Raw genomic sequence first — 22,294 nt, forward strand, 5'->3', positions numbered from 1 at the left:
ATATGGGAATCCAAAAATATGTTACAAGACCTGAAAAAAGATATAAAGGTCAACGCAGACACAGCAGTTTTTATGTGGGTCAACATCTCTATCATTGGCTCCAGCTACATCAAATGTTCCAAAAAAATATAGAAGAGCTAAGGCAAATTAGCCGCTATCGGTTGAAGGATTACATCAAAGGACAAAGAGCGATATCGCTTGCCCTATCTACCTTCTAGCTCGCTTGTCCCCCTCTCAGGCTTCCTCCCACTTTCCTGCTGCTAGTAAGTTATGAAGAAAATAGTAATTTTCTTTCGTTGTTGCCATGATATAGCGCACCTAAATGAAATGTAAAAACCCTCCGTTTGCCGTCTTGCTACACTTGACTTCTAGAGCCTACCCGTTCACAAATCAATTAGGCGCACTATATATGGACTCCTTATCTTTATATTTGTTCTGATCACTTACAATATCTCAGTTAAACGACAATTCAGAAGCGGGTGCGGCAGGACTCGAACCTGCGACTCGCTGCCTAGAAGTGCGATCGCCGATCTCGTAGGGTGCGTTAACATAGTGTAACGCACCCCTTTACTGACTCAAGCTGTTAAAATATGTCGGATGACTTAAAGATTGTGTTCAATTTATAACTCTACCCAATTCTCTAAACTTAATCCTTCAACCCTCAATAAATCACTGTCATTAGAAACAACAATTAAACTTTTAACTATAGCAGTAGCAGCAATTAAAATATCTTCTGTTTGTATGGGTAATCCTCTTAATCTAAGATGAGCATGAATTTCGGCTGCTTTTTCTAAAATAGCTAAATCATCTAATAAAATAATTTGATAATCCTGACAAAGTTGGTTAAATCTTTCTCTTTGTTTAGGTGCAGCAACTGCCAAAAATCCCCTCTTAATTTCAAAATAAGTAATGCAACTGATAAAGATACTTTTTCTTTGAGCTTTGACATCTTCAATTTTTTGATAAATTTCAAGATTACGCTTAATGATCAAAGAGACGATATTAGTATCTAACAAATAACTCATAATTATCTATTTACGCTTAATTGCTTCATCGAAAATAGCCATTTGTTCAGGAGTAAAATCGCCGCCAATTTTTGACAGGATTTCTGTGGACATAATAAAGCTACAATGCTCTTTCAATTCCGCCTCTGACATAGTGTTAAATTCATCAAAAGGTAAATTTTTTTCAAATAATTCAACCAAATGTTTCACTATTTCTGAATAATTAAGTTCCTCTTTAAAGAAAGGGCGGTCTTCCATTAAAATAGAAACAACTTGCTCAATTCTCTTAATCATTGATTTTTGTCTAACATCAGTTGATAACATATTTATGTCTCCAGTAAATTTTCAATAATATTTATCAACTGCCAATATATCAAGTTTCTCGTGGTTATGCAACATCGTGAGTTCGATCTCGAATAGATCCCTGTAACGGTGTCTTGGGTGGGATGTATCACCATTCTCATCGGATGGTGGTTTCTGCGATGTCGAATCTGTTTGGGGTGAAGATGTCTTTATGGTTAAAAGACCGCAGGAGACGCACCTTGTCAGGCGAGGACATATTACACTATCATAAGATAGTAGTAACCTGAGCCGAAACCATGAAAACAATTAGTTTTAAAACCCATGTAGGAGAAGATGGAACATTACAAATATCTTTACCGCATGAACTTAAAAACACAGATTTAGAAGTTACCTTAGTTTATCAGCCAATATCTCTAAAAGAACAAGAAGAAAAAACTACATTTAGCCAATGGCAAGAAGGCTTTTTTGAAGAAGTAATTGGCGGTTGGGAAGGTGAATTATTAGTAAGAGAAAAACAGCCAGATTATGAGGAAAGAGCGATCGAGAATGATTAAGGACAAAAATCATCAAACCTATAGAGACCCTAGTATTGTCGGTTATTATGCCCAATTAACCGCACTACAGCCGGCAGAAAAGACAATTTTAACCCTGCTGCAAGAGCGTTTATCAACCATGAAAATGCTTGATTTAGGGGTAGGTGCGGGACGGACTACGAAGTATTTTGCCCCTCTTGTGGGAGAATATATCGGGGTTGATTATTCTGCGGAAATGATCGCCGCTTGTCGTCAAAAATTCCCCCATTTAGTCTGGCAAGTGGCCGATGCTAGAAATCTAGAACAATTTGCGGATAATTATTTTGATTTTATTCTCTTTAGTTTTAATGGCATTGATTATATTTCCCCTGCTGACCGTTTTCTAGTTTTAGAGGAAATTAGCCGCATCGGTAAAGCGGGCGGTTATTTTTGTTTTTCTAGTCATAATCTTCAGGGAATTATCCCAGAATTCGATTGGAAAAAAAAGATTAGTTTCAATCCTTTTAGTAGCTATGTCAATTTAGTCATCTGGGTGATTTTGCGGGTCTGTAATCCCTCTCTTAGCTACGAACAGTTATTGACTGCTGACTATGCAATTATTCGGGATGAACCCCATAATTTTCGTCTCCAAAATTATTACGCCACACCCAAAGAACAATTAAGACAGTTAGGGTCTTACTTTCAAGAGATTAAAATTTATTCTTGGAAAACCGGTCAGGAAATTAACAGCGAACAAGAGTTAAATACTAATCTTGATCATTGGCTTTATTATCTCTGTGTTCTTCCCTAATATTATCCCGCTTTTTTGGGGGATATTGAAGTAATGCTTGGGCAAGATAATGACCAGTGTAGGATCTTTCACATTTAGCCACGGTTTCCGGTGTTCCCACCGCGATTAATTCTCCTCCCTTGTCCCCTCCTTCCGGTCCCAAATCAATAATCCAATCGCTACAGCGAATCACGTCGAGATTATGTTCGATGACGATAATCGAATTACCTTTATCGACCAATCTTTGTAACACATCTAAGAGATGATGCACATCATAAAAAGATAAACCCGTAGTCGGTTCATCAATCAAATATAGGGTTTTTCCGGTGGCCCGTCGGGATAATTCGGCCGCTAATTTTACCCTTTGTGCTTCCCCACCGGATAAAGTGGGAGCGCTTTGGCCAAGTTTACAGTATCCTAAACCCACATCCACGAGAGTTTGTAATCTGGTGGTGGCCCGGGGGACATTTTCAAAGACTTTTAATGCTTCCTCGATCGTCATATCTAAGACATCGGCGATCGAATAACCTTTATACTTAACCTGTAGGGTTTCCCGATTATAACGCGCCCCTTTACACACATCACACTGCACATAGACATCGGGGAGAAAATTCATCTCGATGACGTTTACCCCTTGGCCTAGGCAAGCTTCACAGCGTCCTCCCTTAACATTAAAAGAAAACTGCCCCGCTTTGTAACCCCTAGCTTTTGCTTCGATGGTTTCGGTGAAAATCTCGCGAATAATGTCAAAAACCCCCGTATAGGTGGCAGGATTTGACCGAGGAGTGCGTCCTATCGGTGATTGGTCGATGACAATTACTTTATCAACCGCGTCCAATCCTTCCACTTTATCTAACTCTTTGGGGAAGGGAGTTAAACGGGTTAAATGATGTTGTAAAGCCGGATATAATAACTCATTAATTAGGGTAGATTTGCCTGAACCAGATACCCCCGTAATCGAGACTAATTTTCCTAAAGGAATCGTTACATCAATATTTCTTAGGTTATTCTGATGGCAATTTTTTAAAACTAAAGCGTTACCATTTCCCACTCTTCTTTGGGGAGGAGTTTCAATAACTTTGCGTCCCGATAGGTAGGCTCCTGTTATCGATTTTTTCGACTTTAAAAGACTTTTAAAACTGCCTTGACAGATGATTTCTCCGCCATGAATGCCCGCTTTTGGACCGATATCGACCAAATAATCAGCTGCCCGAATCGTTTCTTCATCGTGTTCGACGACGATTAAAGTATTACCTAAATCTCGCAATCTTTGCAGGGTTTCTAACAGTTTACTATTATCTCTTTGGTGTAATCCGATGCTAGGTTCATCGAGAACGTATAATACTCCTGTTAATCCTGAACCGATTTGAGTGGCTAATCGAATTCGTTGGGATTCTCCCCCAGATAAGGTCATCGCTGGTCGATCGAGGGTAAGATAATCTAATCCCACATCGATTAAAAATTGTAGTCTCGCTTTGATTTCTTTCAGGGCCAATTCTCCAATCAATGCTTGTCTTGGGGTTAAATGACAATCATTAATTCTCTGCAAACAATCCCGGATGGGAACTCCGGTAAAATCCGTGACCGTATATTCTCCTAAACGTACCGATAAAGCTTCCGGTTTTAATCTTTTTCCGTGACAAACTTCACAGGTTTGGTTAACAATATATTTTTCTAGTCTTTGTTTAATAACTTCCGAGGTGGTTTCTTGATAATTCCTATCTAAGATATTGATAACTCCGGCAAATTCTCGATAGTAACCGCGACCAGTATCGTAACGGTAATCATCTTCAAAATAGATCGGTTCTTTACTCCCATAGAGAATGATATCCTGCTGGGTTTTTGTTAGTTTCTGCCAAGGAGTTTGAATTTCAAAACCTAAAGCTTGCCCTAAACCGTAGAGGAGAGAAAGATAGTAGGAATTATCCTTATCTGACCAGGGGGCAATAGCAGAATAAACCGGCTGTTTTGGGTCTGGAATGACTAAATCTGCCGAAAATTTCCGTAAACTGCCCAATCCGTGACAGTTGGGACAAGCACCATAGGGAGAATTAAAAGAGAATAAACGGGGGGATAATTCCTCCATAACTGCCCCGTGTTCGGGACAGGCAAATTTTTCAGAAAAGACAATTTCTTTGGTAACTTCGGGATTATCTTCGTTATTCTCATCGAGAATTTCCACAATCGCTACACCGTCGGAGTGCTTTAAACAAGTGGTTAAAGAATCCACTAATCTTTCCTGTAAACCCTCTTTTTTGATCAGGCGATCTATAACAATTTCGATATCATGAAGATGTTTTTTATCTAACTCGATGCCCTCGGATAATTCTACTACCTTGCCGTCAATCCGCACCCGGGCAAAGCCTTGGGAGGCCAAACTAGAGATTAATTGCTTATGGGTGCCTTTTTTGCCGCGAATTACTGGAGCTAAGATTTGAAATCGGGTTTTATCGGCTAATTCCATCACTCGATCGCACATTTGATCGATGGTTTGGGGGGCAATATTGCGATCGCAATGGGGACAATGGGGTTCACCGGCACGACCGAACAATAAACGCAAGTAATCGTAAATTTCCGTTACAGTTCCCACACTAGAACGGGGATTGTGGGAAGTGGATTTTTGGTCAATGGAAATAGCCGGACTTAAACCCTCGATCGCATCCACATCGGGTTTATCCAATTGTCCCAAAAATTGACGCGCGTAGGCGCTGAGGGATTCCACATAGCGGCGCTGTCCCTCGGCAAAAATAGTGTCGAAAGCGAGGGAAGATTTGCCCGATCCCGAAACTCCCGTAAAAACAATCAACTGATTGCGGGGTAATTCGAGATCAACATTTTTGAGATTGTGTTGTCGGGCGCCACGAATACGGATTGAGTCAGTTTGAGCCATCGGACGGTGCCAAGTAGTCCTAAACAATCATAGCCTTGACGAATGGGTTTCAGCTACTAAAAAACCAGTCTTCTATCATATCAGAAGATTATCGGGGTTAAACCGCTCTTTCGAGAAACTCGCGCATATCCCGATCAGCTGCCGGGCAACAGCTATGACTGGCTTCTTCTTCTAAATGGGCTAAAACTGGGCAATTAATCCGATAATCTGGTTCTTTTGACCGTTCTAGGCGCAATTCGTACACTTGTTTTTCCAGTTGTTCAATACGGTCCACCAAAGCGCGAATAGCCACCGCTTCCGAGTCGAGTAAATCACCGTGTTCGAGGGGTTCCACCCGCGTCCCAGCGCGATAGATTAAACGACCGGGTACACCAACAACGGTACAATCGGCGGGAATATCCCGCAGAACCACAGAACCAGCACCGACGCGAACGTTATTACCCAGATAAATATTACCTAAAACCTTAGCCCCAGCGCCGACCACCACATTTTCCCCTAGAGTCGGGTGACGTTTACCGCTTTCTTTCCCCGTCCCTCCTAAGGTAACTCCTTGGTAAATGAGGGCATAATCACCGACAATGGCGGTTTCTCCGATGACCACTCCCATGCCATGGTCGATAAAAACACCCTGACCAATTTGGGCGCCGGGGTGAATTTCAATACCAGTCAGAAAACGGGCAAGATGGGAAATTAAACGGGGAATAAAGGGAATCCCGATGTGATATAGCCAATGGGCGAAGCGATGGCACAGTAAAGCCTGTAATCCAGGATAACAAAACATTACCTCTAACCAGTTGCGGGCAGCGGGGTCACGTTCAAAAATGATCTTGAAATCGGCTAGGAGAATAGATAACACGAGTCTTGATTCCATATTGATCGAGCTTATACTAATCCATGTTATCACTCCGGTAAATGAGCCGTTCAACTAAAAAGCGATCGAATAACCCGTTTTCTTAGTTTGCTTGTACTACCCTTGTCCAAATTTTGAAGATATTCTTAATTTCTCTCTTGTTTAATCTTCCTTTAACTTGGGACTGAAAAAAGGGGTTAACAGCGTTGCCATCAAAAATGGTATCGTGGCCATGGAAGCTAGTCAGATTACCAATAAGGGCAGTGTGGTTTTTTTCAATACTAATGGTGTCTTTGAGAGTCAGGTGACTGTGGGCACTTTACCAGATATGTTAACCTTCACTCCTGACGGTAATCGGGTTTTGGTCGCTAATGAAGGGGAAGCGAAAGGAGGGATCAATCCCAATAGTTCCGTTAGTATTATTGACCTTAGCATCAGTGTTCTCAATGCCACGGTCAACACTGCCACCTTTACCGGTTTTAATGGTCAAAAGAACACTTTAAGAAGTCAGGGAGTTCGTATTTTCCCCAGTCAAACGGTTTCCCAAGATGTGGAACCAGAATACATCACCGTTTCCGACAATGGAACCACTGCATGGGTGTCTCTACAGGAAAATAATATCGTCCCTATACTTTTGTGGGAATAGAAAGGGCTGGCGGTTTCATGGTTTATGATATCACCAGCCCTAGTCATCCTTTCTTTGTTGATTATATCAACGATTGGCAATTAGGCGATATCTCTCCCGAAGGATTATTATTCATTCCCGCTGCCGATAGTCCCAATGGTACTCCCCTGTTAATTGTGGCCAATGAAGTGAGTCGTAATCTGGCGATTTATTCCGTTGAACCCGTACCCGAACCTAGCGCAGTTTTAGGATTGCTAAACCTCGGATTAGCTGGTTATAGTTTGAAAAAAAGAGGGTATTGCTAATTAGGGTTTGCGGCAAAAAGTTTTTCGTGGGGTGTGGGGTGTGGGCTTCAGCGGTGAGCCTGTCGAACCGCCGGGGTCAATTAGCTAATTTTCAGGGAAAAAGTACCTTAATTTTTCCCCCGATCACTCCCAGATCTGATATACTTTTTGAGAAAAAAAGTCTAAAAGTCTTAGCCAAAAAGGTGTTTAGATATATTCAGCCAGCCCTAGATAGAAAGCCATTTAAGTAATTTTCTATGGAGAGTTAAATTATGTCGTCAACTGCCTACGAAACTGATTATAATCAATGGCTAAAAGAGACGGTAAAACATTTACAAGAGCGCAATTTTGAGCAAGTGGATTGGGATAATTTAATTGAAGAAATCGAGAGTATGGGGAAAAGTGATAGACGAGCTTTAATGAGTCTGTTAACCCGTCTTATCGAACATCTTTTAAAGCTGGCTTATTGGCAAGAAGAAAAAAAACGGTCAGGTAATCATTGGGCGGCAGCAATAGTCAATTTTCGCGCCCAAATTCAGCAGCGTTTAGAAGATAGTCCCAGCTTACGGCCAGAATTAGCAGCCATGTATGATAAAGTTTATCCAGTGGCGATTAAATCGGTTTCTCAGCTTTTTTCCCTTAATTCAGACGCTCATATATCCCTCGAACAAACATTAGATGATAATTGGTTTCCCCCAGCGGAAAAATAGTTCTTAATTAGGAGTAATACTAAAGCTGAATAAATGTGAAATATAGACGAGATAAGGGTTTTAGTGTCCTGTTTTGCTCTCACAGGTGCAAGATTTTGAGAGAATCGTGCTTCAAAACCTTGGGTCTTCATCGGCCCGCGTCCTGTAGGGGCGAAGCATTCGGGCAATAACCTATCGGTGAAACCGTAGATTTTCTATCCGAATGCTTCGCCCGTACTTTTTGCCGCAAACCCTAATCAGTTTTTAATAACCAGATTTATACTAAATCCGTTGAGTAACTCACAGAAAACGGGTTTCTCCGAGAAACCCGTTTTCTACTCATGCAAAAGACAAAAAGGGGAATAAATAATCAGTTTTTAATAACCAGATTTAGTATAATTTGCATAGTCAACAGCTTACCCACGACTATAAAATTAACATCCATCTTGCGGGGGTATTACCCTGGTTAATACCCCCTATTTTTGGTACGGTATAGTGTTAAGCTTCTCCTGTGATTGATAAACCCTCTACCCAAACGTAGGGACAAACACCACTGGGAGTAATAACTGCTTCCAGTTCCAGATAAACAATCGATTTCAGCAGTGTTAAAATATCCCCGGCTACGGTAGCGGAATCGATGCTGATGCGCTCATTTTTGTTCACTAACCAACCATCAAAGGGCAAAGAGAAGGAACCTTGTAGAGAATTAACTCCCGCATGAAGTGCCTGTAAACTATCAATTAAAACCACATTTTCTGCTGTTTCCAAAGAATAGCTTTTTGGTTGATTAGCACTAGCAAAAACGTGATAAAAATGGGGACTAACCGTTACTTTTGCCCCAATGTTACCGTTCCCAGTTGGTTCCGTATTCATCCGTTTAGCGGTAATCGTGCTATGGAGAAAATTACTCAAAATCCCCTCTTTAATTAATTCCACACGATGGGTGGGAGTACCTTCACTATCAAAAGTTTCTGCGGCAACATTAGCGGGATGGAGGGCATCATCGCACAAATTTAAGGCAGTAGCGGCGATTTGTGTTCCCAAAGATTCAGGAGTAGAAAGACTCTGTTTATCAAGGATATTTTGGGCATTAAACAGATTAGAAAATGCTCCCATTAGACTCAAAAAGGCGCGGGGGGCAAAAACCACCAAATATTTACCCGTGGTAATCGGTTGATAGTCCAGATGGCTAACAGTTTTGGTAATCGCTTCCTCGATGCAACCATCGATATCTAATTTTTCCAGTCCCGGACTCACCCGAAAAGCACCAGCGCTGCGGGGTTTTTTGCCTTCCTGTTCGGTTTTGGTGTATAAATACACACTGGCATAACTACGCGCTTCCTGACGCATTGCCCCGTCGCTATTGAGATAAAAACGTCTGACCTGCTGTTGTCCCAAACCGTTATAGGGAACACTGGCAATAGCTGGATGGGCTGCTAGTAAGGATTTTTCGGCGGCTAATAACTTATCGACGAGAGTGGATACAGGTGCTTGATTAGACATTTCGCTGGCCACTTCTGTGGTAGGTGCGGTGGCAGCGGGACTAAAATCGGGGACATTTTCCTTAACGCCAAAAAAGCTGGCTTCTTGGGCGGTTTTCAGGGCTAATTGCAGTCCCACCAGGTCCACATCGGTGGTCGAGGTGACACCGACTTGATTATCCCGATTCCAGACGCGAACGATAACGCTGGAACGATTGGAAGCTTGTACCTGTTTCGGTTCCCCTTGAAACACATCCACATCGGTTTCATCCACAGAAGAACCATAGATGTCGTATTTAGCAATTCCTAAAGCTTGGGCGCTAGAATTAGCGATTTGGGCGATATCTTCAACTTTTGGCATAGATTTGGTCAGAAATGAGATGAATGTAGAATTGAGCGGTCAGCCATCAGCAGTCAGCTAGATAAAAGTGATATTTATCAGAAAAATGGCTGATTAATTGAAAAACAAAGAACTCAAATCTGAAAACTGAAAACTGAAAACTGATAACTGATAACTGAAGAGAGATTGGGCCAAGTGGTGACAATAAAGACGATAACAGCAGCCGTAGCCAGCATAGCTTTGGCAACGTGACCGATAACCGTACCGACGACGATACCCACACAGACTTTTAGGGATTGTTGCAAACGGGGGGTTAATTCCAAATCGCGACGATAGGCGTATTCTCCGACAAAAGCCCCGACCACAGGACCGACAAATAGGCCGATAATCGGGCCGCCAATGGGTAAAGCCGGTAAAAGCCCGAATATTCCCGCTAATAAGCCCACTACTAGCCCGATTTGGCTCCAATTGCTCGCCCCAACTTTTTGGGCGCCGAGATAACTAGCGAGGAATTCCACCCCGATACTGAGGAGAAGGACAACAAAGGCCACGGTTAAAGCGACCCCCATCCCCGCGAATTTGGTGACAAAACCCCACACCACCATGGCGATTAAAATCAAACTCATGCCGGGGATAGCGGGCAGCAGTTCACCAATTATCCCCACTATCATGATGGCGATGAGGAAATAGTAGAGAATCACTAAAGCCATGATTAACGACCGCCAACGGTAATAGAATCGACTTTTAAATGGGGTTGACCAACGGTGACATAAACGCTACCACTGACGGAACCGCAAAAACCCGCCGCTAGTCCTAAATCTTGGGAACACATAGAGATTTTATTCATAATCTCCTTAGCTGAACCGATTAAAGTCGCGCCTTTCAGGGGTTTAGTCAGGTTGCCATTTTCGATAAGATAGGCCTCCTCGACGGCGAAATTAAATTCCCCGGTCGCCCCCACACTACCACCGCCCATTTTTTTGCAATAAATGCCTTTATCGATGGAATTAAAGAGATTATCGAGGGTATATTCCCCGGGAGCGATGTAGGTATTCCGCATCCGACTAGCGGCGGCATAGGTGTAGTTTTGACGGCGACCGCTACCCGTGCGCGGATGGCCAGTTTTAATTGAACCGGTGCGATCGGCAATGAAGTTTTTTAGGATACCATTTTCAATTAGGAGAGTACGCTGGGCCGGCATTCCCTCATCGTCCATATCGATAGTACCGAAAGCTTTATCGGATAATCCTTCGTCCCAAGCCGTCAGGTTTTCGTGGGCGATTTTTTCGCCTTTTTTATCGAGAAAGGGTGTGGTTTTTTGTTCGATTTGCGTAGTTTCTAGCAAATGACCGCAGGCTTCGTGGAAGATAACGCCGCCAAATTCATTGGCCATGACGATGGGATAACTGCCGGATTCTACATAGTCAGCGTAAAGCATTTTACCCGCCGATTCGGCCACTTCTGCCGCCGATTCCTCGGCATTCCACGTCCGCAGAAAATCGGGATTACTGGTACTACCCACCCGTTTACCAATGCTAGAACGATTAGTCCCATCGGCACAGAGGAGATTATAGCCCACCGATTGGGTGAGGCGAATATCCCGGGCAAAAGTGCCATCACTAGCGGCCACTAAAATTTCTTGCCAATCGCGAAAATAAGCGGCGCGACGAGATTGGACGTGAGAGGCTTTCTGATTGAGTTGAACGTTAGCATTTAGGAGAATATCACCCATTTCTCCCAAAGAACTGCAATTATTCAGCCAAATATCTTTGTTTTTGACCGTGGCATAATCCCGGAACATTTCCAGATTGATTTCGGGAATATAGGCGTTAGGACTGGGTAGGTTTAAACCGAGAATCGATAAACCTTTTTCTAGGGCATTTTTTAAGCCTTGGAAGCTTAAATCGTTGGTACTGACATAACAATCGGCTTTACCGCGAAAAAGGCGGATTCCTGCCCCTGTAGATAGTTTCGGTGAGAGACTGGTGATGCTGTCATCTTCGGCTAAACAACTGATATAGTTGACTCTTTCCAGGAAAAATTCGATAAAAGTTGCCCCGGCAGCCCGTCCCAGTCCCAGAAGAGTGGACAAAGGAGCCGCCCAAGAGCTATCAAAGCGCTCCAGACTAGGATTATATTTCAGGGTGGGGAGTTCTTTGGAGATGAGTAGAGTGGGTGACATAAAGCTCGTTTATCAGTTAATCTGCTGGTTTCTAGTCTAACAGTTCTCAGTTTTTTCCGTCTGGGGATGCGTTAGCGCCGCCCAACCCTGCTAAATTTTTCTCCTTCATATCTCTTAATAAAAACCTTGATTCGATCGCTGATCGCCCGCAAGATTAAATAAAGAGCGACTCAGGATTAAAATAATGGCCACAGCGACACAATTCTTAAACATTTCTGACTTGACAAAAGATGATTATTGTGTATTCGGTTTAGCGATTTGTTTTCTCAAACAGGAGGGAGAATTAGAAAAAGTGGCGGTGTTAGAACCGATTCCCTCGGCAGCCCTAGAGGCAATTGTCAAAGGAATTCCCACTTCCTACGAATTTGCCCGCGCTATGAGTTTAGGAGAGGTATTTCAGGACGATAATCCTCAAATACCCAGTAATTTCCCCGATAATGCCCAATTATGCGAGAATTTTGTCGAAAGGGCGATTGCTGCAACTCGCACCTATAAAAATCAACCCCACCTACAAGGGTTAATCCCCTTGGGCGGCCAAAAAGACGATTTAAACTTTTCCCTAGAGAAAAAACGCATCTTGAATGCTGTTCATGTGGTGCGGACGGAGGATAACGTCAAACAACATTCTCACACCCACAAGGTTTTGTAATCAAGTTTAGTTCGGATTAGGGAAATTTTGCCGTTTTCCCTGATTCCGAACTTAGGTTATCGCAGTGGAGCAATAGCTGCTCAATTAATTGTTTAGTCTCTGGTGATACTAATCGAGGTCAAATATAGGATAATTTCCCCAAAAATCAGCGATAAAAACCTTTTTTCCCATCTGGACTGGCTCTGAAGACTGGGAAGCTCGGAAAAATCCCAATTGAGCCACAATTAGCTTAATCAAAAAATGTGCTATAATCAGAATGTAAGCACAAGGGGCCGTAACGGTTTCGACAGGTTAGCGAAAGCTCCCCCGTGATACAGGTCGAGAGTGAGTCTCCTCTCGTAAATCAAAGGCTCAAACAAAAAGTAAATGCGAACAACATCGTTCCTTTCGCTCGTAAAGCCGCTCCTGTAGCTGCCTAATAGTCTCTAATCGACTCGAGCATTCATAGTTTGACTCCGTTAAGGACTATGGATAAACCCCCAACGGATGCCACGTTTAACTTTCTCTAGTTAGTTAACCGTCTAAGCTTTAACTAGAGCATCCCACTGTCCGGGATAAGTGACAGTCCCCGTTTCGAGGGTAATCGAAACTAAACCTGTGAATGAACGGACAGTCAATACCTAATTTGGACAGCAGTTCGACTCTGCTCGGCTCCACTGATTAGTTTAATGAAAGACCTTCTCTCCCGCATGGACGGGGTACAAACACCGATTATTCCCGTGGTCGGTCAATTAATTAAAGCGAACCCCGGCACTATTTCCCTCGGTCAAGGGGTTGTTTCCTATTATCCACCCCAGGAAGCGATCGAATCTCTATCTTTATTCTTAGCTAATCCCAAAAATCATCAATATCAATCTGTGGCGGGAATTACCCCCTTATTAACAGTAATTCGGGAAAAACTAGCCGAAGATAATCGGATAGAAATCAGCGATAAACAGGCAATTTTTGTGACGGCGGGCAGTAATATGGCTTTTATGAATGCCATTTTAGCCATTACTTCCCCGGGGGATGAAATTATTCTCAACACTCCCTTTTATTTCAATCATGAAATGGCCATAAAAATGGCTGATTGTCAAGTTATTTTGGTCGCCACAGACAAAAATTATCAATTGCGTCCGGCTGCCATTGAAGAGGCAATCACGGCAAAAACTAAGGCAGTGGTGACGATTTCTCCTAATAATCCCACGGGAGTAGTTTATCCAGAAAATACCCTAAGAGAAGTCAATCGAATCTGTCAAAAAAAGGGCATCTATCACATTCATGATGAGGCCTATGAGTATTTTACCTATAACCATGCCCGCCACTTTTCCCCGGCGGCAATTGTTGGTAGTGAATCCTGGACTATTTCCTTATTTAGTCTCTCAAAAGCCTACGGTTTTGCCAGTTGGCGCATTGGTTATATGGTAGTACCAGAACATTTATCTGAGGCGATTAATAAGATTCAGGATACTATTTTAATTTGTCCGCCGGTGGTTTCGCAATACGCGGCCCTAGGGGCGTTACAGGTGGGTAAAAGCTATCCTTTAGAACAGTTAAAAACTATCAGTCAAGTTAGAGAAATTTGCCTGAATGCTTTAGAATCAATCGGCGATATCTGTGATGTTGCCACTGCGGAAGGTGCTTTTTATTTTTTCCTGAAAATTACCACAGACAAGAATGATTTTCAGTTAGTTAAAAGTTTAATCGAGCGGCAGCGGGTGGCGGTGTTACCCGGTTCAACTTTTGGGATAACAGAAGGCTGTTATTTGCGTCTTGCCTACGGTGCTTTATCTCCAGAAACGGCTTTAACGGCAGTAGAAAGATTGGTAAAAGGACTGCGTTATTTTAGTCAATGATTTTTAAGAATAAATACCAGCTTTCTTTCTTGGTTTTTACTTTACCACAACTGATGAAAAACCTTCTTTCGCGCATGGATGGGGTGCAAACGCCGATTATTGCCGTGGTCGGTCAATTACTTAAAGCGAAGCCTGGTACTATTTCCCTAGCTCAAGGGATTGTTTCCTAATTATCCACCCTGGGAGGCGATCAAATGTATTTCTTGAGACTAGGGGTTTGGCTGGCTGGTTTCCATAATCAGAATTGCTGACCTCTGGAGGGACAATTGACGGCAAAGCGCTTTTGATCTAGACTAGGGGATGCGGAATGCTCTGGCCTAAAAATGCAAACAATCTATTTTTATGCCCCTGGCGAAATCAGACAAAAAAATATCAAGGAAGACCAGACTCTATGGACAGGCGATCATAGCAATTTTACGGCTTGGATAGCCCAAACCTACTTTCATCTTAAACAAGCCGGCTTTCCCTGTGAAATAGCCAGAGAAATCCCAGAGCAAGGAATTTTAATCGCCGACCGAGATACCCTAGATAATGACTATCCTTTGCTAGATAAGGTCATGTTAATTTGTGTCAAAAGCGACAAAGAATATCACCCTTCGGCTCACCTACACATTGTTTATAATCCGTCTAGTTGGGAGAAGGTTAAGGACTCTATTTGGAACCCCTATCTAATTAGTCATTGGCCGATGCCAGGGTTAGTTCCCAGAGATAGGGAACGGAACACCCTAGTGGAGAATATTTCTTACATTGGCACCAGGGGTCAGTTGGCACCGGAATTAAGGTCGGAAGCATGGCCAGAGTCTTTGGCTACTCTCAATTGCCATTGGATGCCGATTTGGGATAGATTTCACTGGAACAATTATACTAATCTAGATGTGATTGTAGCCGCGCGTAGTTTTGATTCTCGAAATTATCCTAATAAAGGTTCTATTAAGCTAATTAATGCTTGGCACGCGGGTGTTCCCGCTCTTTTGACTCCAGAGTTAGGCTTTTTAGCAGAAAGAAAGACGGAGTTAGATTTTATTATTATTCACTCTCTAGAGGAGGCAATTGAAGCAGTTTGTCGTCTGAAAAGTTCTCCAGAACTTTATCAAAAAATGGTTGAAAACGGTTATGAGAGGGCGAAAGAACACACAATTGAAACCACTTTAAATCAATGGATGTCTTTTTTCAAAGATGTGGCTTTTCCCACCTACGACCAATGGTCTGCTTTAAGTCAATTTGAAAAAAGATGGTTGTTCAGTCAGCGATATTTAGCTTTCAAATACGACAGATTTAAACACAAAATAAACAACCTTGGCAAGTCAAAAGCATAATTCAATTCTCGATCGATTATTTCTCCTTCGTGTAAAAAATAGTTTATCATGACCAACTCTCCAGACATATCTCATAATTTAGACCCATATTTTCTGAATTCTCGCACTAGGTTTGACCTAATAGAGTTAATACCCTATACTCCCAAAAGTGTTCTTGAGGTGGGTTGTGGTATTGGTAAAACTGGCAAAGCTATTGTGGATAAATATGGCAGTAAGGTAATAGGAATTGATCTTAGCGCTGAGGCGATTGAAGTAGCAAAACGACAGGGTTGTTGGGAAAAATTAATTGTTTGTGATCTGGATCGAACTCCTATCCCGATGGAAATCGAAAATTACCGTTTCGACTGCATAATGTATCCCGATGTTTTAGAACATTTGAAAAGTCCTTGGAACATCATTAAAGCCCATCTTGATCTCCTAAATCCAAGTGGTGTGATGATTGCAAGTATCCCTAATATTAGACATATCTACGTCATGAAGGATCTCCTGTTTAAAGGTAATTGGACTTATACAGAAATGGGTATTCTCGATAGAACTCATCTTCGATTTTTTACCAAAAAGACGATGATTAATCTTTTTGAACAAGCAAATTTAAAAGTGACCTGTATTAAACCTAGATCCTTTTCCGGTCCTTCGTTGCTTAAAAGTATAAATCGCTTAAATCATCATCTCTTAGAAGAATTTTTAACGGTTCAATATCTAATTTGTGCTTGCAGGAAATAAGTTCAGAAACATGAAAAACCTTGTAATTATTTCATTCTGGTGTGAGCGGAGTATTAAACCTTTGCTCCACTTACTTAAACAGCTTCAACGTATTGAGTCGGGTTGTCTCTTCGATATCGTGGTCGTCTGTAATGCCAACAGTTTGGGTAATATACCTGATTTACCTCAATTAGATAGCCAAAAAGTCAAGTATTTAATACGAGAAAATACAGGATTTAACATAGGTGCATGGGATTATGGTTGGCGACATTTGCCTCCTTATGACTATTATTTATTTCTTCAAGATGACTGTTTTATTGTCCGTCCGCTCTGGTTAAAAGCCTTTGTTGATCGATTCTGTCAATCTCCCCAAATAGGACTTCTAGGAGAAAGTTTAAACTGGGAATGTACTTGGGAAGAACTGGTGCGATCTAGTTATAATCAAATTAATCGGGATCATTTACTGAATGGTGAACCCATTAAAAGAGTTGATTTTTACCGACATTTTTTAGAGGAACATAAAATCCCTGAAGGGGAAACTGCCGAACACTTACAATCAATTATTATTTTTACATCTCGCTCCATTTTAGAAAAAATAGATGGGTTTATACTTGGCAAAAACTATGGGGAAGCGATCGCATCTGAAATTGCCATTTCTAAAAAGGTTCAAGGGTTAGGCTACCAAATACAAACCGTAAACCCTGATAGCTGTTATCATTATATTGCCCATCCCCAATGGTTTAGACGAAAAAGAAGGCTCGATCGATGGCTCTATACAGTTCGATCGAAAATCATCCCTATTTATAGGCAAGCTACAGATAACTAGGTTATTTGTTGTTTTATGAGTGACAACGCATCTCGAATAATTGACTCTGACTATCGAGATAGTTCCACCCTGGCTTTCCTGGGTATTGTGCTGAAAATATTCATTAGTGGGTCATTTGTTACAAAAACGGAAGTTAGATACCCTGTGGGACAAGCTTTTGAAGCAGACTTTATCTCCAGAAACAGCTTTAACGGCAGTAGAAAGATTGGTAAAAGGACTGCGTTATTTTAGTCAGTGATTTTGAAGAATAAATACTGGCTTTCTTTCTTGGTTTTTACTTTACCACAGCCTTTTTCCTCAAGATAACGACTCCCTAAAACCAGATAGTTTGTACCTCACTATTAAGATAACTGCTATAGGATAACCTCTGATTCGATCTTTTGGGCTATTCTTAGTTTAGCCGAACGAGAACGGGGATTTTTAGCCTGTTCTTCTCGGCTGGGAATAATCGGCTTTTTCGTGATAATTTTCAAGGAATTATCTTCGCGAAAGCCATACTTGATCAGACGATCTTCTAGACTATGAAAACTGATCATAGCGATAATTCCCCCGGATTTTAGCCAGTGGGGGGCTTGATTTAACAATTTTTGCAGAGAATCTAATTCTTGATTAACAGCGATGCGTAGGGATTGAAAAACCCGCGTTGCCGGATGAATACGTCCATAACGGTAACTAGCGGGGACAGAACTAGCGATGACAGCCGCTAATTCTGTAGTGGTAGTAAAAGGACGTTTTTGGACGATCGAGCGAGCAATAGGACGAGATAAACGTTCTTCTCCGTATTGATAAAAAAGATCCGCTAATTCTTTTTCCTGCCAATGGTTAATAATATCGGCTGCCGTCAGGGATTGACAGCGATCCATCCGCATATCTAAGGCTGCCGTGTGGCGAAAACTAAAGCCGCGCTCGCTCTGATCGAATTGGGGAGAACTGACTCCTAAATCGGCGATAATGCCATCAAAACTGCTATTTTGTCCCTTATAATCGGCGAAGTTCCCCCACCAGAGGGTTAAACGGCTATCTAGATAGGGGGCAAGACTAATTTTAGCGGCTTCTAGGGCGCTTTGATCGCGATCGATGGCGGTTACTTTCGTTTCGGGATGAGCTTCTAAAAGCAAGCGGCTGTGTCCACCACCCCCTAGGGTAAGATCGAGATAATGCCCCCCGGGTTGAATATTTAAGCCGGCGATTAATTCTTGACTCAAAACGGAAATATGGGGAAAATCTTGATTCATCTGTACTGATAACTTCCTAAAAATGGCGATTTAACCTAGGGTTTGCGGCAAAAAGTTTGTTGGTGGGGGCAGGGTGTGGGGTGTGGGGTGTGGGGTGTAGGGTTTTACCGATTTTGAGGTAGTCAGTTGCCTAATTTTCAGGGAAAAAGTGCCTGAATTTTACCCCCGATCACTCCAATGGTCAGCACTTTTTGAGGGGAAAAAAGTCTAAAAGCCTTATCCAACAAGGTTTTTAGATTTATTCAGCCAACTCTAACCTAAAAATAACTGATAGGCCCGGTTTTGACTTTCATCCCAATAGCGATAGCCGAGAGTATCGAGAAAAGCTTGCCATTGATTCATTTCATCGGGGGGGACTTGTATGCCCACGACGATGCGCCCGTAATCGGCCCCGTTATTGCGATAATGGAAAACGCTGATATTCCAGTGGGGACTCATGGAGGCGACAAATTTCATTAAAGCCCCCGGTCGTTCGGGAAACTCGAAACGATAAAATAATTCATGGTCGGCTAAATGCGATCGCCCTCCCACCATGTGGCGCAGATGCAGTTTAGTCAATTCATCATCACTAATATCGAGGGTTTTAAAGCCACAAGCTTCAAAACTCTCGGCTAATTTCTTGGCATCGCTGCGATTTTCGATCTGGGCGCCGACAAAAATATGCGCTTCTTTTTCATCGGCAATGCGATAACTAAATTCGGTTAAATTGCGTTTGCCGACACATTCGCAAAAACGCCGTAAACTGCCCGGTTGTTCGGGAATAGTCACAGCATACAACGCCTCGCGCCGTTCCCCTAATTCTGCCCTTTCCGCCACAAACCGCAGACGATCAAAGTTCATATTCGCCCCACAAGCCACAGCAACGAGGGTTTTATCCTCAATTTCTTCTCTTTCTACATAAGCTTTCGCTCCTGCTACCGCTAACGCCCCCGCAGGTTCTAAAATCGAGCGTGTATCTTGAAAAACATCCTTAATCGCGGCACAGATATCATCCGTATCCACGAGGATAATCTCGTCCACATACTGCTGACAGAGACGAAAAGTCTCCTCTCCCACCTCGCGCACCGCCACCCCGTCGGCAAATAATCCCACTTGCGACAAACGCACCCGATAACCGGCTTTTAGGGATTGATTCATCGCGTCTGAGTCCACAGGTTCCACCCCGATAATTTTAATTTCTGGGCGTAAACGCTTGACATAGGCGGCAATACCTGATATTAAGCCACCGCCACCAATAGCGACAAAAATGGCCTCGATCGGTTGCTGATATTGTCGTAAAATTTCCATACCGATCGTACCCTGGCCGGCGATTACCTCCGGATCATCGAAGGGATGGATAAAAGTTAAGCCTTTTTCCGCTTCTAACTGCCGCGCGTAGGTGTATGAATCATCGTAGGTGTCACCGTGCAGGACGACAATCCCCCCCCGGGCTTTTACCGCGTCGATTTTGACTTGGGGAGTGGTGACAGGCATAACGATAATCGCTTGGGTTCCCAATTGCCGCGCTCCCAAAGCGACTCCCTGAGCATGATTTCCCGCCGAGGCAGCAATTACACCTTTTTGTAACAAATCCCTTGACAAATACGCCATTTTGTTGTATGCGCCGCGCAGTTTAAAAGAGAAAACTGACTGCATATCCTCACGCTTGAGTAAAAGCTGATTGTGCAAGCGTTGGGAGAGATTGGGGGCAAATTCCAAGGGGGTTTCTTGGGCGACATCATAGACGCGTGCGGTGAGGATTTGAACCAGGTAATCGCAGTACATTATTCTTTTTTGGCGGTGGGGATTGGCAAGTCAGGCTAGGATCCAGAATAGATCATCGTCGGTCTAGTTAGCAATAAAGAGCTATCATACTGAATCCTTTGATCATTTTCAACTTTTTCGATGAGTTTTCCTAGTCCGTAATCCTCTAGGATTTATGTAATTTTTTCAAATTCGGCAATGAGAATCTTAACGGCAATCAGCTTTTGATCCTCGTCTAATACATAGTTTTTGGTAATTTCTAGCATTTGGAGTTTACCCTAAAATTTCTCTAGATTATTATTGATAAGCTGAATCGTGAGCGGAATAGGTATATCGGTTGGTAGAGAAAAGATAAGCAATTGACAGATAAAGATAGCGGTATCTTTCTGTTTTTTGGTCGGCAAATATCTTCTCCTAGAATTGTGCCAGTTTTGTTATCCCTATTTTACAGAATAGGAGGGTGGTGGTTTATGCTTGCCTAACGCACCCGACTGGACTTTAGATTTTACATTTTGCAAGTCTCCACGCGAGAGAATAAAATAAAGACCCAGTTCCACCACCAACTCCTCCCCAATTCCACAAATCAAAGATTCGGCATGGTAGATGTCCTCTAGGTGCATTTATATCGAAAATAGCTCTGTCGTATCTAATGTTTTTATTATCCTTTCGCCATCCTATAATCAAACCGAAGTCATCCCAGAGCTTATCATTATATTGTTGACCATTATTAAGCTGATCAAATAGTTGTTTTTGAATCGAAAAGCCAAATTTTTCTTGGCTATAATTTAACCATAGTTGATCAATTATTTGTAAGTCTTCACAAGGAAAAATATCTATATCTTCAACTCTTAAAAATCCATGTCTGTTACAAATTCTCAGCATAGTTTCAAAAGTTATTATATCCGCTTCTTTCCATTGCTGCCGTCTTAATAAATCTTCTAAGTTCCGATAATCGATTCCTTTGGCGCTTTTAAGCTGGATAGATGGGGGAGTTTGCGGAACGGAAATAATGGGAGATTGAATAATTGTTGCTACAGGTTGTTTTTGATTAATAATCTGGTGACTAGAAGTCTGACAAATAAATATTCTTGAGGTTAGATGATAGATAATATAACTTCCTTCTCCCTTATAACCGTAGCGTATTAGCGGCAAATGACCTTGAGGTGCTTGCAAACTATAATTAATATCTTGCCAATTCCAACTATTATTTTTTTGCCAGCCTACCAAACTGCCAAAAATATCCCAATTTCTTTCATTATATTCTTCCATGCCACCGATTTCTCGATAGATTTGCCCCTGCACAGAAAAGCCAAATTTTCCGTTACTGTAATAAACCCATAATTGGTCAATAGTTCGCAAATCCTCGCAGGGAAATTTCTGTATATCTTCATCTCTTAACCAGTCTTTGACACGATTAGTTACTTTTCGCACCAAGTTCGCAGTTTCCTCGTCTGCTTCTTTCCATTGCTGCCGTTTTAATAAATCCTCTAAGTTCCGATAATCGATTCCTTTGGCACTTTTAAGCTGAATAGATGGGGGAGTTTGGGGAACGGAAATAATGGGATTAACGGGTTTTTGAATATTTGTCTGGGGTATAGATACTGATGTTTTTATCTGCAAAGCTGACAACACTTCCGAGGCGGATTGATAGCGTTTTTTTGTGCCGAACTCGATTAATTTATCCAGAATATTCCCTAACTCATTACTAACAGGATTATTAACTAACCACTGTCGCCATACCCATTGGTGTTCCCCCCCATCGAATAAATCAAAGGGAGATATTCCAGTTAATAAATAAAGGCAAGTTACACCCAAACTATACAAATCACTGGCATTAACTGCCTTGCCATTTCCCTGTTCTGGGGCAATATATTCAGCAGAACCGATAATTGTTCCTGTCATGGAACGATTTAAAGGACTGACAAATTTTGCTGCGCCAAAGTCCACTAAAATCAATTTATTATCGCTTTTTCTGCGAATAATATTTTCGGGTTTAATGTCGCGATGAATTACTTGTTTACTATGAATAAATTCTAGA

The 22,294-nt window shown here is 42.2% G+C and carries 23 protein-coding genes, 1 other RNA gene and 2 pseudogenes; 14 read left to right on the top strand and 12 right to left on the bottom strand.

Annotated features, from left to right (window positions below):
* Positions 1–218, top strand: a 218-nt coding sequence (locus IM507_RS12310; protein ID WP_002754301.1) for a hypothetical protein, incomplete at its 5' end; no start/stop codon positions are given.
* Positions 219–620: 402 nt separating this feature from the next.
* On the opposite strand, the gene IM507_RS12315 is transcribed toward IM507_RS12310, so the two are convergent.
* Both IM507_RS12315 and IM507_RS12320 read right to left on the bottom strand, forming a co-directional pair.
* Entirely contained in the window at positions 621–1,025 is a 405-nt protein-coding gene (locus IM507_RS12315; RefSeq protein WP_016515662.1) for a type II toxin-antitoxin system VapC family toxin, read from the bottom strand.
* Between the two features lie 6 nt (positions 1,026–1,031).
* Positions 1,032–1,328 (bottom strand): hypothetical protein, encoded by a 297-nt coding sequence (locus tag IM507_RS12320; RefSeq protein ID WP_002754297.1) that lies wholly within the window; start codon positions 1,326–1,328, stop codon positions 1,032–1,034.
* Between the two features lie 275 nt (positions 1,329–1,603).
* Here IM507_RS12320 and IM507_RS12325 point away from each other — a divergent pair, with 275 nt between their 5' ends.
* Positions 1,604–1,861, top strand: coding sequence for a hypothetical protein (locus IM507_RS12325; RefSeq protein ID WP_271936414.1), 258 nt, complete (start codon positions 1,604–1,606; stop codon positions 1,859–1,861).
* On the top strand, positions 1,854–2,630 hold the full coding sequence (locus IM507_RS12330; protein WP_002736800.1) for a class I SAM-dependent methyltransferase: 777 nt from the start codon (positions 1,854–1,856) through the stop codon (positions 2,628–2,630). The genes IM507_RS12325 and IM507_RS12330 overlap by 8 nt, the downstream gene beginning before the upstream one ends.
* On the opposite strand, the gene uvrA is transcribed toward IM507_RS12330, so the two are convergent.
* The gene (gene uvrA / locus IM507_RS12335) at positions 2,587–5,499 is read right to left on the bottom strand and encodes an excinuclease ABC subunit UvrA (protein ID WP_069474691.1); all 2,913 of its coding nucleotides are present in this window, start codon (positions 5,497–5,499) and stop codon (positions 2,587–2,589) included. The two genes, IM507_RS12330 and uvrA, sit on opposite strands and share 44 nt — an antisense overlap.
* A gap of 97 nt (positions 5,500–5,596) precedes the next feature.
* Positions 5,597–6,370: a serine O-acetyltransferase gene (gene cysE / locus IM507_RS12340; protein ID WP_002792459.1), complete on the bottom strand. Its 774-nt coding sequence runs from the start codon at positions 6,368–6,370 to the stop codon at positions 5,597–5,599.
* 157 nt (positions 6,371–6,527) lie between these two features.
* Between cysE and IM507_RS12345 the strand changes: the two genes are divergently transcribed.
* The 3 genes from IM507_RS12345 to IM507_RS12355 all read left to right on the top strand — a co-directional run bounded on the left by IM507_RS12345 (position 6,528) and on the right by IM507_RS12355 (position 7,968).
* Complete coding sequence (locus tag IM507_RS12345; RefSeq protein WP_242028757.1) at positions 6,528–6,995, top strand: choice-of-anchor I domain-containing protein; 468 nt, start codon at positions 6,528–6,530, stop codon at positions 6,993–6,995.
* A gap of 17 nt (positions 6,996–7,012) precedes the next feature.
* The gene (locus IM507_RS12350) at positions 7,013–7,279 is read left to right on the top strand and encodes a choice-of-anchor I domain-containing protein (protein ID WP_287637100.1); all 267 of its coding nucleotides are present in this window, start codon (positions 7,013–7,015) and stop codon (positions 7,277–7,279) included.
* Positions 7,280–7,530: 251 nt separating this feature from the next.
* Entirely contained in the window at positions 7,531–7,968 is a 438-nt protein-coding gene (locus tag IM507_RS12355) for a DUF29 domain-containing protein (protein WP_002736768.1), read from the top strand.
* Positions 7,969–8,445: 477 nt separating this feature from the next.
* Here IM507_RS12355 and IM507_RS12360 read toward each other — a convergent pair whose 3' ends face one another.
* The 3 genes from IM507_RS12360 to IM507_RS12370 form a co-directional block, all read right to left on the bottom strand.
* The gene (locus IM507_RS12360) at positions 8,446–9,789 is read right to left on the bottom strand and encodes a TldD/PmbA family protein (RefSeq protein ID WP_287637101.1); all 1,344 of its coding nucleotides are present in this window, start codon (positions 9,787–9,789) and stop codon (positions 8,446–8,448) included.
* A gap of 113 nt (positions 9,790–9,902) precedes the next feature.
* Positions 9,903–10,478, bottom strand: coding sequence for a DUF456 domain-containing protein (locus tag IM507_RS12365; protein ID WP_287637102.1), 576 nt, complete (start codon positions 10,476–10,478; stop codon positions 9,903–9,905).
* 2 nt (positions 10,479–10,480) lie between these two features.
* Positions 10,481–11,950: a TldD/PmbA family protein gene (locus IM507_RS12370; RefSeq protein WP_046662865.1), complete on the bottom strand. Its 1,470-nt coding sequence runs from the start codon at positions 11,948–11,950 to the stop codon at positions 10,481–10,483.
* Positions 11,951–12,134: 184 nt separating this feature from the next.
* On the opposite strand from IM507_RS12370, the gene IM507_RS12375 reads away from it, so the two are divergent.
* From IM507_RS12375 to IM507_RS12410, 8 genes are all read left to right on the top strand, one after another.
* Positions 12,135–12,599, top strand: coding sequence for a hypothetical protein (locus IM507_RS12375; RefSeq protein ID WP_002735666.1), 465 nt, complete (start codon positions 12,135–12,137; stop codon positions 12,597–12,599).
* A 268-nt stretch (positions 12,600–12,867) separates the two neighbouring features.
* Positions 12,868–13,258, top strand: a transfer-messenger RNA (tmRNA) gene (ssrA, locus tag IM507_RS12380).
* Positions 13,259–13,267: 9 nt separating this feature from the next.
* Positions 13,268–14,434, top strand: coding sequence for a pyridoxal phosphate-dependent aminotransferase (locus IM507_RS12385; protein WP_123230046.1), 1,167 nt, complete (start codon positions 13,268–13,270; stop codon positions 14,432–14,434).
* Positions 14,431–14,604, top strand: coding sequence for a hypothetical protein (locus IM507_RS12390; RefSeq protein ID WP_287637103.1), 174 nt, complete (start codon positions 14,431–14,433; stop codon positions 14,602–14,604). The genes IM507_RS12385 and IM507_RS12390 overlap by 4 nt, the downstream gene beginning before the upstream one ends.
* A gap of 153 nt (positions 14,605–14,757) precedes the next feature.
* Positions 14,758–15,750, top strand: coding sequence for a glycosyltransferase (locus IM507_RS12395; RefSeq protein ID WP_287637104.1), 993 nt, complete (start codon positions 14,758–14,760; stop codon positions 15,748–15,750).
* Between the two features lie 48 nt (positions 15,751–15,798).
* Entirely contained in the window at positions 15,799–16,473 is a 675-nt protein-coding gene (locus IM507_RS12400; protein WP_024968556.1) for a class I SAM-dependent methyltransferase, read from the top strand.
* A 61-nt stretch (positions 16,474–16,534) separates the two neighbouring features.
* Positions 16,535–17,278: a glycosyltransferase family 2 protein gene (locus IM507_RS12405; protein WP_133158918.1), complete on the top strand. Its 744-nt coding sequence runs from the start codon at positions 16,535–16,537 to the stop codon at positions 17,276–17,278.
* Positions 17,279–17,384: 106 nt separating this feature from the next.
* Positions 17,385–17,516 (top strand): hypothetical protein, encoded by a 132-nt coding sequence (locus tag IM507_RS12410; RefSeq protein WP_002735344.1) that lies wholly within the window; start codon positions 17,385–17,387, stop codon positions 17,514–17,516.
* Between the two features lie 115 nt (positions 17,517–17,631).
* On the opposite strand, the gene rsmH is transcribed toward IM507_RS12410, so the two are convergent.
* From rsmH to IM507_RS23515, 5 genes and pseudogenes are all read right to left on the bottom strand, one after another.
* On the bottom strand, positions 17,632–18,513 hold the full coding sequence (rsmH, locus tag IM507_RS12415; RefSeq protein WP_002736211.1) for a 16S rRNA (cytosine(1402)-N(4))-methyltransferase RsmH: 882 nt from the start codon (positions 18,511–18,513) through the stop codon (positions 17,632–17,634).
* Positions 18,514–18,765: 252 nt separating this feature from the next.
* On the bottom strand, positions 18,766–20,277 hold the full coding sequence (gene ilvA, locus IM507_RS12420) for a threonine ammonia-lyase, biosynthetic (protein ID WP_002737080.1): 1,512 nt from the start codon (positions 20,275–20,277) through the stop codon (positions 18,766–18,768).
* A 35-nt stretch (positions 20,278–20,312) separates the two neighbouring features.
* Positions 20,313–20,522, bottom strand: a pseudogene (locus tag IM507_RS23690) (hypothetical protein).
* 232 nt (positions 20,523–20,754) lie between these two features.
* Positions 20,755–21,399, bottom strand: a complete 645-nt coding sequence (locus tag IM507_RS23510; protein WP_376697712.1) for a GUN4 domain-containing protein — start codon at positions 21,397–21,399, stop codon at positions 20,755–20,757.
* Positions 21,379–22,294: pseudogene (locus IM507_RS23515) on the bottom strand (GUN4 domain-containing protein); the annotation flags it as partial. The pseudogene IM507_RS23515 and the gene IM507_RS23510, both read right to left, overlap by 21 nt.

The sequence above is a fragment of the Microcystis sp. M20BS1 genome, from assembly GCF_020245305.1.
GTDB lineage: Bacteria > Cyanobacteriota > Cyanobacteriia > Cyanobacteriales > Microcystaceae > Microcystis > Microcystis ichthyoblabe_A.